Origin of the sequence: Streptomyces phaeochromogenes (genome assembly GCF_001418655.1) — a bacterium.
GTDB classification, from domain to species: domain Bacteria; phylum Actinomycetota; class Actinomycetes; order Streptomycetales; family Streptomycetaceae; genus Streptomyces; species Streptomyces phaeochromogenes.
On the sequence record NZ_LIQZ01000036.1, the window covers coordinates 12,431 to 26,073 of the forward strand.

Sequence of the window (13,643 nt, forward strand, 5' to 3'; positions counted from 1 at the left end):
CGGCCGAGTCCGGTGGTCGTTCGCCCGTGCGACTGTCCGGCCGCCGGGGCGAAACCCATCGCATACGAGGACCTGGGCGAGGATCCGGGGCGGGGCGGGCGTCGTGCGGAATCCGCTGTTCGGGAGGCGGGTGCGCGGCGCGCGAACGCTCTCAGCGAGTGAGTCGCAGCACAGAGGCACCAGGTAACACGGGGTTCACGTTCGAGCAATGATCGGGAAATCGCCTGTTGACAGGCTTCCCGGCATCCCCGCGGCGCCCCGCTGCCGCAGCGCCGCAGCACCCGCATTGCGCTGAGAGACCCACCCCGAAGGATGTGGCCCGTGACCTTCAAGGCTGAGTACATCTGGATCGACGGCACCGAGCCGACGGCCAAGCTCCGTTCGAAGACGAAGATACTGGCCGACGACGCGAAGGGTGCGGAGCTGCCGATCTGGGGCTTCGACGGGTCCTCCACGAACCAGGCCGAGGGTCACGCCTCCGACCGCGTGCTCAAGCCGGTCGCGACCTTCCCGGACCCGATCCGCGGCGGCGACGACGTACTCGTCATGTGCGAGGTCCTCAACATCGACATGACGCCGCACGAGTCCAACACCCGTGCCGCGCTCACCGAGGTCTCGGAGAAGTTCGCCGCGCAGGAGCCGATCTTCGGCATCGAGCAGGAGTACACCTTCTTCGACGGCGAGCGCCCGCTCGGCTTCCCCGTCGGCGGCTTCCCGGCCCCGCAGGGCGGCTACTACTGCGGCGTCGGCGCCGACGAGATCTTCGGCCGTGAGATCGTCGAGGCCCACCTGGACAACTGTCTCAAGGCCGGTCTCGCCATCTCCGGCATCAACGCCGAGGTCATGCCCGGCCAGTGGGAGTTCCAGGTCGGCCCGGTCTCCCCGCTGGAGGTCTCCGACCACCTGTGGGTGGCCCGCTGGCTGCTCTACCGCACCGCCGAGGACTTCGACGTCTCCGCGACGCTGGACCCGAAGCCGGTGAAGGGCGACTGGAACGGCGCCGGTGCGCACACCAACTTCTCCACCAAGGCGATGCGCGAGGGTTACGACGCGATCATCACCGCGTGCGAGTCGCTGGGCGAGGGCTCCAAGCCGCTCGACCACGTCAAGAACTACGGCGCCGGCATCGACGACCGGCTGACCGGTCTGCACGAGACCGCCCCGTGGAACGAGTACTCCTACGGTGTGTCCAACCGTGGTGCCTCGGTGCGTATCCCGTGGCAGGTCGAGAAGGACGGCAAGGGGTACATCGAGGACCGTCGGCCCAACGCCAACGTCGACCCGTACGTGGTGACGCGGCTGATCGTCGACACGTGCTGCTCCGCCCTTGAGAAGGCCGGGCAGGTCTGATTCGGCTGTTGCTCTTCGGAAGGGGTGCCCACCTTCGTGGTGGGCACCCCTTCCGCGTTCCGTCAGGGGTGGTGCCGGGAGCCCCGCGCCCCTGGCCGGTCGGCGTCCGACCAGTGAGAGAAGGGTGCTGTCGGGATCGGGACTCTGCTTCAATGGGAGCATGACCGGCTTCCAGGAGTTCATCGCGACGGGGCGTCGTGATCTTGAGCCCTTCTGGCCTTCCCGGCAGCATCACGACTTCGACCGGGTGTGTTGTCGCGCGGTGAACGCGCGGGCCCTCTAAAGCCGTACATCCCGGCCTTCGGCCAGCGCGCACGACGTACGTCCTCCGACGACCTCTCGCGCGAAAGAGCTGACCTCTCATGGCGAACACCCGTTCCTTCTCGTCCGTTGCCACCGCCCCCTCCACGGCACCTTCCCCAGTCCCTGCCGCGGGCTCGGCGCGCCATCGACTGCGTGCCGTCGACCGGGACGAGGTGGTCGACGTCACGGCCCTTCTCCCGCCGGGCGCCACCTGGCTGCCCGCTCCCCCGCACACCCTGCCCACGCTGCCGGGCCGGCCGCCGATGATCGGGTACCTGGTCCTCGTACCGGCCGACCAGCCGTCGCTCCTGCCGGTCGCCGTGCCGGACGCGGACCCGGCGGGGCCGGAGGACGCGGGCGACGACTCCCTCGTACGCGTCGACACCGTGCGGCGCACGGCCGAGGTGGGCGGGCGACCGCTCGATCTCACGTATCTGGAGTTCGAACTGCTCGCGCATCTCGTGGCGCATCCGCACCGCGTGCACAGCCGTGACCAGCTGGTCACCACGGTGTGGGGCTACGGGCACGTGGGCGACGGCCGGACCGTGGACGTCCACATCGCCCGGCTGCGCCGCAAGCTCGGGGCGGAGCACCGGGAGGCGATCCAGACGGTGCGGCGCGTGGGGTACAAGTACACGCCGCCGACCGCGAGCTGATCCCGAACCCGGTAACCGACCCCGTACCCGAACCCGTAGCCGTACCGCTCGGGGATTCGTCCGTCGGCGGAACGGTTCGTCTGTCGGCAGATTCGCGTTCCGTCGCGCGAGGCCGCCGGGCAGAGTCACCCGTATGAGACTTCTGATGCTGGGCGGTACGGAGTTCGTGGGCCGGGCCGTCGTGGAGGCGGCCCTTGCCCGCGGCTGGGACGTGACCGTCTTCCACCGCGGGCGCCACGAACCTCCGGCAGGGGTGCGGTCCCTGTACGGCGACCGCACCGCGCCCGACGGACTCGCGGCCCTGGCCGGGACCGAGGAGGAGTGGGACGTCGTCGTCGACACCTGGTCCGCGGCACCTCGGGTAGTGCGGGACTCGGCGCGGCTGCTGGCGGGCCGCGCCCGGCGGTACGTGTACGTGTCGAGCTGTTCCGTGTACGCCTGGCCGCCCGCGGCGGGGTACGACGAGCACAGCCCGGTGGTGGAGGGCGCCTCCGCGGACGCCGAGCAGACCGACTACGCGCGCGACAAGCGGGGCGGCGAACTGGCCGTGCTGGAGGCCTTCGGCAAGGAACGGGCGCTTCTCGTACGGGCCGGCCTGATCCTCGGCCCGTACGAGAACATCGGGCGCCTGCCGTGGTGGCTGGACCGCATGGCGCGCGGCGGGCCAGTCCTCGCGCCCGGCCCCCGTGAACTCCCCCTCCAGTACGTCGACGTCCGCGATCTGGCCGAGTGGACCCTCGGGGCGGTGGAGGCGGGGGCGGAGGGCGCGTACAACGTCATCAGCCCGTCGGGGCACGCGACCATGGGGGCGCTGCTCGACGCGTGCGTCCAGGTCGCGGAAGGTCCGGCCACAGGCAGTCCGGCCGCGGAAGGTCCGGCCGAGCTCCGGTGGACCGATCCCGAGGTGGTTCTCGCGGCCGGGATCGAGCCGTGGATCCAGCTGCCGGTGTGGGTGCCGCCCGGCTCGGAGTCGTACGACGCGATGCACCGGGCTGATGTGTCCAGGGCGGTAGGGGACGGGCTGCGGTGCCGGCCGGTCGCCGAGACGGTGGCCGACACGTGGAGCTGGCTCCAGGGCATAGGAGGCATCGCTCCCCAGCGCCCCGACCGGCCGGTGGTCGGGCTCGACCCCTCGGTGGAGGCGAAGGTCCTGGGCGGCTGAGCACCGGCGGGGGTGGCGTTGGCACCACCCCCGCCGGGTGGTTCGGCCCAGTGACCGCGGGCGCGGGCTCGGCGAGACTGAGGGCATGAACACGAACGGGGACAGCACGAACGAGGACAGCACGAACGGGGACGGCAGCGTCGGCGGCAGGCTGCGTACCGCCGCGCTCACCGGGGCACGGGCCCTGGTGCTGGCCGTTGTGGCGCTGGCCGGGTCGATCACCCTCTTCGTCCTGTCCGTCGTGTCGATCGTCCTCGTGCCGGTGGGCATCGGCATCGTCACGACACCGTGGGTGCTGGCGGGCGTACGCGGCTTCGCCAACTGGCGGCGGCTGGTGGCGGCCCAGTGGTGCGGGGTGCGGATCCCGCCCGCGTACCGGCCGGTGCCGAAGGACGCGAACCCCTGGACGCGGTGCTTCCGGCTGCTCGGCGATCCGGCGACCTGGCGGGACCTGATGTGGCTGCCGGTCGACATGATCGCGGGTTTCGTCACGGCGCTGCTGCCCGCCGCGCTGCTCACCTATCCCTTCGAGGGGTTCGCGCTCGGCGCCGGGCTGTGGCGGGTCTTCACGGACGGCACGCGTGTCGGCTGGTGGTACGGGTTCGTGCCGGTCAGCGGGCAGCTCAGCGCCCTCGCCGCCGCCGCGCTGGGAGCGGCCCTGCTCGTCACCGGTGTCTACACCGCTCCCCTGCTGCTGCGCGCCCACTTCCTGCTGACCCGGTCCGTCCTCGGGTCCGGCCAGGGCGAGCTCGCCGAGCGCGTCCGTGTGCTCACCGAGACCCGGCGCGACGCCGTCGACACCTCGGCGGCCGAACTGCGCCGTATCGAACGGGACCTGCACGACGGGGCGCAGGCCAGGCTGGTCGCGATGGGCATGGATCTCGGCACCATCGAGGCCCTGGTCGAGAAGGACCCCGCGAAGGCCAAGCAGCTGCTCGCACAGGCCCGCAAGTCCTCCGCCGAGGCGCTCACCGAACTGCGTGACCTCGTACGCGGCATCCACCCGCCCGTGCTCGCGGAGCGCGGACTCGGCGACGCGGTACGGGCGTTGGCGCTGCGGCTGCCCATCAGCACGGAGGTGGACGTGGAGTTGGCGGGCCGGGCGGGCGAACCGGTGGAGGCCGCCGCGTACTTCGCCGTCAGCGAGGTCCTCACCAACGCCGTCAAGCACTCGGGGGCGGACCGGATCTGGGTCGACATCCACCACTCCCCCGAGCACGGCGGGATGCTGCGGATCGCCGTCACCGACGACGGCGGCGGGGGCGCCTCGATCGGCGCGGGTTCGGGACTCTCCGGAGTCGAGCGGCGACTGGGTACATTCGACGGCGTCCTGGCCGTCAGCAGTCCCGTGGGCGGCCCCACCATGGTGACCATGGAGATCCCTTGCGAGTTGTCCTAGCCGAAGACCTGTTCCTGCTGCGCGACGGACTGGTCCGGCTGCTGGAGGCGTACGACTTCGAGATCGCCGCGGCCGTCGAGACCGGGCCCGAACTCACCCGGGCTCTGGCCGAGTTGAACCCGGACGTCGCCGTCGTCGACGTGCGTCTGCCGCCCTCGCACACGGACGAGGGACTGCAGTGCGCGCTGGCGGCCCGCCGGGCGAGACCCGGCCTGCCGGTGCTGGTCCTCTCGCAGCACGTGGAGCAGTTGTACGCGCGCGAGCTGCTCGCCGACGGGGCCGGCGGGGTCGGCTATCTGCTCAAGGACCGGGTGTTCGACGCCGAGCAGTTCATCGACGCCGTACGGCGGGTCGCGGCGGGCGGTACGGCGATGGATCCGCAGGTCATCCAGCAGCTGCTGACGCGGCGGCAGGCGGACGACCGGCCGCTGGGTCGGGTGACTCCGCGCGAGCTGGAGGTTTTGGAACTGATGGCACAGGGCAGGTCGAATGCGGCGATCGCGGGCCAACTGGTGGTCACGGAGCGGGCGATCGCCAAGCACACGTCCAACATCTTCGCGAAGCTGGGTCTTGAGGTCTCGGACGACGACAACCGTCGCGTCCTGGCCGTTCTCGCCTATTTGGACCAGGACCACTGAAAGGGTCCCGAAAGAGGATCGAGAAAGATCGGCGGCGGTCGTACGGAGACCCGTCAGGAGGCGGGCCCGAAGTTCCGCTTTCGCTGAATGATATTCAATAAGCCCCGCACAACTGCCGTTGTTTCAGGGGCTTCTGGGCCCCTTGCGCCGGGATTGTGTCCCCGAACTCTCACCAATTTCTTGGACCACTGAACACCTCAGGAACCCCCTCCGTATTGAACGGAGCCGCTTCACCTCCTGTCGGGCGCCTCAATGCCCCCGCAAGGAAGCCAGAGGAGTTCCATGGGACGCACAAACCGTAAACGCCGCTCCACGCTCGCCAACCGGGCGATAGCCGCATCGGCGGCTCTCGCGCTGGGTGGCGGCGGTCTGCTGGCGGCCAACATCTACGCTTCTGCGGGCGAGGGCAAGAACTCGACGCAGAACGCGCAGACGACGGCTGCCGGAGTGGCGACGATCAAATGTCCGGACGTCGGCCAGCAGCTGACCGATGTGCCGAAGGGCGCTCGCGCCGGTGTCGACAAGGAGCTGGCGAAGCTCGACCAGCAGGTCACCGAGGCCTACAAGCGCCTCGCCGACACGCGCCAGGCCCAGGCGGGGGACTCCAGCTACGTCAACAACGCGATCCTCAGTCCGCTGAAGTCCAAGCGGACGGCCACGATCGACCGGATCAACAACAGCATCAAGCGCAAGGGGGGCAAGGCCCCGCAGGGAGCCGACCAGCTCGCCGGGTGTGAGGGTGTGCCGGCCGACCAGCCCGCCGCAGGTGAGGGCCAGGGCGGCAACGGTCAGGACCAGGGCCAGGACAACGGCCAGGACCAGGGTCAGGACCAGGGCAACGGTCAGGACCAGGGCCAGGACAATGGCCAGGACCAGGGTCAGGACCAGGGCAACGGTGGCCAGGACGGCAACGGCCCCGCGGCTGCCGACTTCCAGGACATCACCCAGGTCCAGCCGACCGGTGGCGCGAAGGGCGTCGGTCCGAACGGGCTTCCCGCGAACGGGGACTCCGGTTCGACGGGCACGTTCACCACGAACTGTGGCACGAACGAGAACGAGAACCGCAACTCGGACAACGTGATCGTCGCTCCCGGTGTCAGCAACGGTGCGCAGCACCAGCACGACTACGTCGGCAACCAGGACAACGACGCTTTCGCGAGCGACCAGGACCTGGCGGCGGCCGACACCAGCTGCCAGAACCAGGGCGACAAGTCGTCGTACTTCTGGCCGGTGCTGCGTGTGCAGGACGGTCAGGACGACATCGACGCGAACGCGCCCGGTGGCGGCCAGGACGGCAACGTCGGCACGATCCTCCAGGCCAGCGAGGCTCAGCTGAAGTTCGTCGGCAACCAGAAGGGCGATGTGGTCGCGATGCCCACGGCCCTTCGCATCATCACCGGTGACGCCAAGTCCTTCGTGAACGGCCTCGCCAACGCCAACACCAACTGGAGCTGCACCGGCTTCGAGGACCGTCAGCTGACGGACAAGTACCCGATCTGCCCCGAGGGCAGCTCCGTGGTGCGGACGACCAACTTCCAGAGCTGCTGGGACGGTCAGAACATCGACTCGGCCAACCACCGCACGCACGTGTCCTTCGTCCAGGCGGACGGCACCTGTGGCAACGGTTTCCAGGCCATCCCCCAGCTGCAGGTCCGTCTGGTCTATGACGTGGACGCCCCGCAGATCCAGAACGGTCAGGTACAGAACGCCTTCGCGGTGGACTCCTTCCCGGACCAGCTGCACAAGCCGATCACCGACCACAACGACTTCATCAACTTCTTCGACGGGAACACGATGAACCAGGTGGTCGACTGCATCAACAGCGGTCAGGACTGCCAGTAACACAGAGGCAGTGAGCAACAGGCAGTAAGCACAAGAGAGCCGGCGGTGGGATTTCCCACCGCCGGCTTTCGCTTGTCCCCGAATCCCCGAATCCCGAATGCCTTCGACCGAATGCCCTCGGCCCCGCGTGGCCGGCGCGGGGCGATGCCGTCCGTCAGCTGCTGTGACCGCCACTGTTGTGGCTGCCACCGGGGTTCATGTGCTCGGAGCCTTCCTCCATGGTCCCGCCGAGCTGGCCGCGCAGTGCCGTGACCGTCTTCTGCTCGCCGACGGCGACCCACTTGCGGCCGACGAGGTAGTAGCCGCCGTAGTCCTTCGCCCCGTTCAGCCACTCGCGCTGGCCGCGGTCGGTGGCGAACGTCGCGAGGATGTACTTGCCGCCGGAGGTCTTGCAGATGGCCTGCCGGATCGTGTCGGCGTCCGTCTGCATGTCCGGCTTGCAGCCCGCCTCGCTCGCGATCTGCTCCAGGCTCCCGCTCGCGGTCTCGGGGACCTTCTTCTCCCCGCCGCCGTCCGAGCCGCAGCCGGTCACCGCCAGCAGTGCCGTTACCGCCCCGGCCGTACCGACCGCGAGCCTCTTCCTCGTCAAACGCATTCGTACGTACCTCCGGGTCGGTTCCGGCCCACGCCGTTGAGAGCCCCGGTCAGAGGCTCTGCCTTCGGATACGGCTCCCGCACGCCCGGCGCTCAATCGTCTCCGTGTTTACGGCATCACCGGACGCATCACAGTGACGTACGCCACATCGGCGGCCCTCCGTTGTCGGACAGGGCCGGGCACAGGGCTGTCGACGGGCGCGTAAAGCCGATGTCGTTCGCGGGCACGCCTGTGCGAGGGTGGGCCCGTGACCACCATCGATGCTGACTGGGACGAGCGAGTGACGGCCGCCTGGGCCACCTTCGACGACTACGCCGAGGCGCAGGAGGCCGACTTCCGCGCGGTGATCGACGCGCTGGTCGCCGAGCTGCCCGCCGACAGCCCGGTCGGCCCGTTCGAGCGGGCCTGCGCCTGGGACTCGACGGGCCACTCGGACCGGGCCGTGCCGCTGTACCGGGAGGCGCTGGCGCGCGGGCTCGACGGCTACCGCCGCCGGCGCGCGAAGATCCAGCTCTCCAGCTCGCTGCGGAACACCGGACAGCCGGAGGAGGGCGTCAAGCTGCTGACGCCGGAACTCGTCGCGCCCTCCGACGAGTTGGACGACGCCGTACGCGCCACACTCGCGCTGTGCCTGGCGAGCCTGGGCCGCGAGCGCGAGGGACTCGCGCTCGTCCTCGGCGCCCTGGCCGCTCATCTGCCGCGCTACCAGCGGTCCATGGCGAACTACGCCCGCGATCTCGTGGAGCCGGAGGCGTAACTCCCCACGGACTCGGGGCAGTCCAGGTGACCAACCACGGATTCGCTCGTTTTGCTGAACGTGCAGTCACAGGATGTCGCCCCGCGCCCCGCACCGGACCCCCGCCCCGGACCGGTCGTCGACGTCGAGCAGGCCGAGGCCGCGCTCGTCGAGCACTATCCGCGGCTCGTCCGGCTCGCCTATCTGGTGCTGCCGCCGAGCCTCGGCCGCAACCGCCGGGTGCTCACCGCGCACGCGCTCACCCAGCGCGCGCTGCCCCGGGGCCGGACGTCCGGCGACGCCTCGGTCCTCCCCGCCCAGAAGACCGCCGAGGGCCGCGACGCCGATCCGGGATACGCGTACGTACGCCTGCGGGTGCTGCGTACGGCGCTGGAGGCGGGCCGCCCGCTGACGTTCAGGGCCTGGCCGAAGCGGGCGCAACTGCCGCCGCTGCTCCCCCAGGTGTGGGGCCTGCGGCTCTTCCCGCGCTCGGGCGGCGCCGACGAACTCGCCCTGGACCAGCGGCTGTCGGCCCTGTCGGCCCCGGCCCGCGCCGCCTACGTCCTGCGCGGTCTTGAGCGGCTGTCCGACGCGGACGTGCACAGGGTGCTGGCCGCGGCGGGCGAGGAGGACCCGGAGGACGCACTTGACGAGGCCGACGAGATCGAGGCGAAGTACGGGCTGCTGACGTCCCCCGAGTTCGACCCGTGCTCGCTGCAGGCCCGGCCGCCGGACCTGATGCGCCGGCGCCAGCACATGAAGGCGGCGCTCGCCGCGACGGCCGCCGTGGCGGTGTGCGGGGCGCTGCTCGGGCTGCCCGGCGACGGCTGGGGCCCCGACGGCGCGGCGGCGCCCCCGTACGCGCAGAACCCCTCGGCCCAGGCCGCCCTGGATCCCGGCAAGCTGACGCTCGTCCCCGCCGCCGCGTGGCAGTCGTCGACGCGCACCGACTTCTCCGTGTGGCCCGCGCGCGGCGCCCTCACCGGTGACAAGGCGCTGCTGCGCCGCGCGCTCGCCGTCTGGGCACGCCCCGGCGAGTCCGTACAGGTCTCGGCCACCCCCGGCACCCCGTCGGGCGCACCGCCGGGACCGCCCCAGCTGCTGTACGCGGGCGAGGTCGACCAGAGCCGGGTCGTGCTGCTCCACGACGGACTGCGCATCGTGCGCTACGCCGAGGCGAAGGACGGCACGCAGGGCGCCGCCCTGGACTTCGCCCGGGTCGACGGCGCCACGGGTGCCGAGGCGAACGCGGTGGTCCTCGGCCGCGCCGACGGCAACGTCCGCTATCTGACGGCACCGTGGGTGCGTAAGGCCGTGGTGCGCGACCTGCTGAAGTCGGCGGCCGGCACATCAGGCGCCTCCGACTCCCCCGGGGCTTCCGGCGGGACGCGTCTCGACCGGTCGGCGGACGGGGTGACCGAGCCGTTCGCCGGCCCCGCTCTGCAGACCGGGGAGTGCCGCTCGTGGAACGCGCTGGAGCTCACGGACCGTTCGGGCACCCGGCTGACGACCGACCTCGGTGAGCTGACCCCGGCCCGCCTCACCGCGGGCCGCCCCGGGCAGCCCCGTGATGCGTCGGCGGCGACCTGGTCCCCGCTCGCCTGCTCCCTGGCGGCCGTCCGCGGTCAGGGCGTACGCGCGGTGAACGCCTGGCAGTACGCCCGGCAGCCGCTGCCCGACGCGAGCGGCACCGCGAACTGGCTGTGCACCCGCGCGGACACCTGGCGCGGCGGCGGGACACGGGTGCTGGCCCAGTTCCACGCCCAGGGCCAGCCGTACGGCGCGGTCGCGGCGAAGGCGGAGAACGTGGCCGCCTGCGGCGCGAAGGACTCCCACGTCCTGGCGGGTGTGCTGTGGAAGTCCGGTACGGGTGACTGGTATCTCCTCGCCGCCGGAAGCAAGGACACCGAGTCGATCCGCGCGACGGGCGGGGTCGACGGATCCACCGAGGGCAATCTCCTTGCCGTACGGGCCCAACAGGGCGCGCAGGCAGGCCTGAATGGGACCCTGGCCGACGGGAGGTCGATCGGCGGCCTGCGCTGACGCGGGTGAACACCCGCGCGGATCCGACCGGTTCGCGGCCGGATCCGATCGGTAAGGTGTTCGTATGACAACCGGGGTACGCCGCAGGATGGGTGTCGAGGAGCGGCGGCAGCAGTTGATCGGCGTCGCCCTCGACCTGTTCAGCCGACGCTCGCCCGACGACGTCTCCATCGACGAGATAGCAGCCGCCGCGGGCATCTCGCGTCCGCTGGTCTACCACTACTTCCCGGGCAAACTCAGCCTGTACGAAGCCGCGTTGAAGCGGGCCTCGGACGATCTGGCGGAACGTTTCATCGAGCCTCAGGAGGGCCCGCTGGGCGCGCGGCTGCTGCGGGTCATGCGGCGGTACTTCGACTTCGTGGACCAGCACGGGCCCGGTTTCTCGGCCCTGATGCGCGGCGGCCCCTCGGTCGGCACGACCAACACGAACGCCCTCATCGACGGCGTACGGCAGGCCGCGTACCTCCAGATCCTGGCGCATCTGCGGATCGACCGGCCGCCCGCCCGGCTCGAACTGGTCGTCCGCTCCTGGATCTCCCTGGCCGAGTCGACCGCCCTCATCTGGCTGGACGGCCGCCGGATCCCCCGCGCCGAGCTGGAGGCCCAACTCGTCCACGACTTCGCGGCCCTCGCCGCCGTCAGCGCCGCCTACGACCCCGAAATGGCCGACCTACTGCGCCACATGCTCGCGGAAGAACCGGCAGAGGGCCCGTTCACAGACCTGATCGGCCGCCTGGTCTCACTGGCGTCGTAGACAGGGCCGCCCCCCTTCAGGGGCGCGGGGAACGGCGCAGTCTTTTCGGCTTCTAGGGGCGCGGGGAACTGCGCAATCCTTTAGCTTTTAGGGGCGCGGGGAACTGCGCATCTGTGAGGCCGGACGTCAGTCCACGAACTTCTGGTAGGACGCGTCAAGGTCCCGCACCTCCGCGGACGCATGCAACGCCACACCGTCAACCGGCTTCACATGCGCCCGCAAAAGCTCAAGCGTCCGCTCGGTCAGGAGGAGCTTCGTCTCGTCGGACCGCCCGGCCAGCAGCGCGAGCGTGACATGGACGAGCCCATGCCCGGTCACCTCCGACCCCACGACGACATCCTCCGCGGGCCGGAACCGCGTCTTGCACGCCTCGATCTTCGCGGCGGCCGTCTCCACCACCACGGCGTGCAGCGCGACAGCGAACCCCTGCCGGTCGAACGCGTCGGTGAGAGACGTCGAGTAGTCGACGGTGATCTGCGGCACGGGCACTCCTGTTCTAGGTCAACGCGCTCACCCTAACCGCAGGGCAAGCATCGCGATGTCGTCGTCCGGAGCCCCGCCGAACCGCTCCAGAAGCGTGTCGCACAGGGCGGACACCCCGGGCGGCGCCTCGGCCGCGGCCGTGCGGAGTTCCTCCATGGAGACCGCCAGATCGATGCCGCGGGTCTCGATGAGCCCGTCGGTGACCATGAGGAGGCGGTCCGTGGGATCGAGGAACAGTTCCACGGGCGGCTGCCTGGGCAGACCGAGGGCCAGACCGAGCAGCGGCCCGGCGGCCTTGGCGTACTCGGCGTTGCCCGAGTCACGGACGATCAGCGGCGGGATGTGGCCCGCGTTGGCGATCCGGGTGCGCCCGGTGGCCGGGTCGACGTGGACCAGGCAGACGGTGGCCGTGACCTCGGGGTGGTAGCGCTGCAGCATGTGGTCGAGCCGGTCGGCGAGCACCGCGGGATCGGATTCCTCGACGCAGTAGGCGCGCAGGGCATGGCGCATCTCGACCATGACGGTGGCCGCCTCCAGCGAGTGCCCGACGACGTCCCCGACCGCGGTGAGCACCCCGTCCTGGGTGCGCAGCGCGGCGTAGAAGTCGCCGCCGATCTCGGTCTGCCGGGACGCGGGCACATAACGCACCACGACGTCGACGCCGGGCAGGTCGGGCAGCCGGTGCGGCTGGGGCAGGAAGCTGTGCTGGAGCGTGAGGGCGACATGGCGCTCGACCTGGTACATCAGCAGGGGTTCGGCGGCGAGCGCGGTGGCCTGGGCGAGGCGGCCGACCGGCTCGGCGTCGTCGGGTTCGCCGGGCCTGGGTATGTGCAGGAGCGTCGCGAAGCACACCGGTGCCCGGCCGTCCTGGGTCAGGGTGAGCACGAGGCGGGCGTCGTCCCGGACGCCGGGCCGGAAGAAGCCCATGGGCCACATGTGCGCGGGCACGACGGTCCGGAACACCCCGGTGCGCCCCTTGCTCATCTGGTTGATCAGCCGGACGACGGCCTCCTGCGCGTGGCTGTCCGGCACGGCCAAGGGGCTGCGGCCCTTGGAGGTGCTGTAGTACAGCTCGCCGTCCGGACCGAGGACGAAGACGGCGGCCGGGCCGCCGGTGAGCCGGGCGGCGCCCTCGGCGGACGCGTCGGCGAGTTCCGTGAGGTTGCGCGCGGCCTGGACGGTGACGATCATCCCGGACAGCAGGGTCAGCCGGCGTACGAGCATCTCGGCGCCGGAGCGCGTCTGGGCGGCGCGCACCGCGGCCCGTACGACGGCCCGGATCTCCTCGGGTTCGGCGGGCACCGTCAGATACGCCTCGCCGCCGGCCTCCAGGCCCTCGCACCGGTCGGCGGGTGCCACGGCGGCGGCGGAGAAGTGGACGACGGGCAGCGTGGCCATGGGCGGCTGCGCCTTGAGCCGGCGGCACAGTTCGAAGCCGCTCATGTCCGGCAGTCCGTCGTCGATGAGGGCCACGTCGGGCAGGGATCCGGCGCGCAGCCGCACGTCGAGTTCGGCGAGCGCCTCGCCGGCGGTGGCCACGGGGACGACCCGGTGACCGGCTCGGCGCAGCACCGCCCCCAGCGCGTAGCGACTGGCCGGCATGTCGTCGACGATCAGCACGGTCGTACGTGTCCTGTTGGCGTTGCCGTCCATCTGCGCGGCCCCCGGGGCACAGTGGTGGG

13 protein-coding genes are annotated in these 13,643 nt (G+C 71.0%); 10 read left to right on the top strand and 3 right to left on the bottom strand.

What is annotated here, in order from left to right; genetic code table 11:
• Positions 1 to 321 precede the first annotated feature (321 nt).
• From glnII to AOK17_RS05370, 7 genes are all read left to right on the top strand, one after another.
• The gene (glnII, locus tag AOK17_RS05345; protein ID WP_055611133.1) at positions 322 to 1,350 is read left to right on the top strand and encodes a glutamine synthetase; all 1,029 of its coding nucleotides are present in this window, start codon (positions 322 to 324) and stop codon (positions 1,348 to 1,350) included.
• A 160-nt stretch (positions 1,351 to 1,510) separates the two neighbouring features.
• Positions 1,511 to 1,633 carry a hypothetical protein gene (locus AOK17_RS53495; protein WP_281198580.1) on the top strand — a complete coding sequence of 41 codons (123 nt, stop codon included), beginning with the start codon at positions 1,511 to 1,513 and terminating at the stop codon, positions 1,631 to 1,633.
• Between the two features lie 79 nt (positions 1,634 to 1,712).
• The gene (locus tag AOK17_RS05350; protein ID WP_055611134.1) at positions 1,713 to 2,309 is read left to right on the top strand and encodes a winged helix-turn-helix domain-containing protein; all 597 of its coding nucleotides are present in this window, start codon (positions 1,713 to 1,715) and stop codon (positions 2,307 to 2,309) included.
• A gap of 133 nt (positions 2,310 to 2,442) precedes the next feature.
• Positions 2,443 to 3,471, top strand: coding sequence for an NAD-dependent epimerase/dehydratase family protein (locus AOK17_RS05355; protein WP_206190681.1), 1,029 nt, complete (start codon positions 2,443 to 2,445; stop codon positions 3,469 to 3,471).
• A gap of 85 nt (positions 3,472 to 3,556) precedes the next feature.
• The gene (locus AOK17_RS05360) at positions 3,557 to 4,870 is read left to right on the top strand and encodes a sensor histidine kinase (RefSeq protein WP_079052805.1); all 1,314 of its coding nucleotides are present in this window, start codon (positions 3,557 to 3,559) and stop codon (positions 4,868 to 4,870) included.
• Positions 4,855 to 5,508: a response regulator transcription factor gene (locus AOK17_RS05365; RefSeq protein ID WP_055611136.1), complete on the top strand. Its 654-nt coding sequence runs from the start codon at positions 4,855 to 4,857 to the stop codon at positions 5,506 to 5,508. Before AOK17_RS05360 ends, AOK17_RS05365 begins: the two co-directional genes overlap by 16 nt.
• A 282-nt stretch (positions 5,509 to 5,790) precedes the next feature.
• Positions 5,791 to 7,350 (top strand): DUF1996 domain-containing protein, encoded by a 1,560-nt coding sequence (locus AOK17_RS05370; RefSeq protein ID WP_055611137.1) that lies wholly within the window; start codon positions 5,791 to 5,793, stop codon positions 7,348 to 7,350.
• Between the two features lie 154 nt (positions 7,351 to 7,504).
• On the opposite strand, the gene AOK17_RS05375 is transcribed toward AOK17_RS05370, so the two are convergent.
• On the bottom strand, positions 7,505 to 7,945 hold the full coding sequence (locus AOK17_RS05375; RefSeq protein ID WP_055611138.1) for a hypothetical protein: 441 nt from the start codon (positions 7,943 to 7,945) through the stop codon (positions 7,505 to 7,507).
• 247 nt (positions 7,946 to 8,192) lie between these two features.
• On the opposite strand from AOK17_RS05375, the gene AOK17_RS05380 reads away from it, so the two are divergent.
• The 3 genes from AOK17_RS05380 to AOK17_RS05390 all read left to right on the top strand — a co-directional run bounded on the left by AOK17_RS05380 (position 8,193) and on the right by AOK17_RS05390 (position 11,478).
• The gene (locus tag AOK17_RS05380; RefSeq protein WP_425424593.1) at positions 8,193 to 8,702 is read left to right on the top strand and encodes a tetratricopeptide repeat protein; all 510 of its coding nucleotides are present in this window, start codon (positions 8,193 to 8,195) and stop codon (positions 8,700 to 8,702) included.
• A 60-nt stretch (positions 8,703 to 8,762) separates the two neighbouring features.
• Complete coding sequence (locus AOK17_RS05385) at positions 8,763 to 10,724, top strand: hypothetical protein (RefSeq protein WP_055611172.1); 1,962 nt, start codon at positions 8,763 to 8,765, stop codon at positions 10,722 to 10,724.
• Positions 10,725 to 10,788: 64 nt separating this feature from the next.
• A complete protein-coding gene (locus AOK17_RS05390) occupies positions 10,789 to 11,478 on the top strand; it encodes a TetR/AcrR family transcriptional regulator (RefSeq protein WP_107102304.1) in 690 nt (229 codons plus the stop codon).
• A 126-nt stretch (positions 11,479 to 11,604) separates the two neighbouring features.
• Here the strand turns inward: AOK17_RS05390 and AOK17_RS05395 are convergent, their stop codons facing one another.
• On the bottom strand, positions 11,605 to 11,961 hold the full coding sequence (locus AOK17_RS05395) for a 5-carboxymethyl-2-hydroxymuconate Delta-isomerase (protein ID WP_055611141.1): 357 nt from the start codon (positions 11,959 to 11,961) through the stop codon (positions 11,605 to 11,607).
• 27 nt (positions 11,962 to 11,988) lie between these two features.
• On the bottom strand, positions 11,989 to 13,614 hold the full coding sequence (locus tag AOK17_RS05400; RefSeq protein WP_055611142.1) for a fused response regulator/phosphatase: 1,626 nt from the start codon (positions 13,612 to 13,614) through the stop codon (positions 11,989 to 11,991).
• Positions 13,615 to 13,643: the final 29 nt, after the last annotated feature.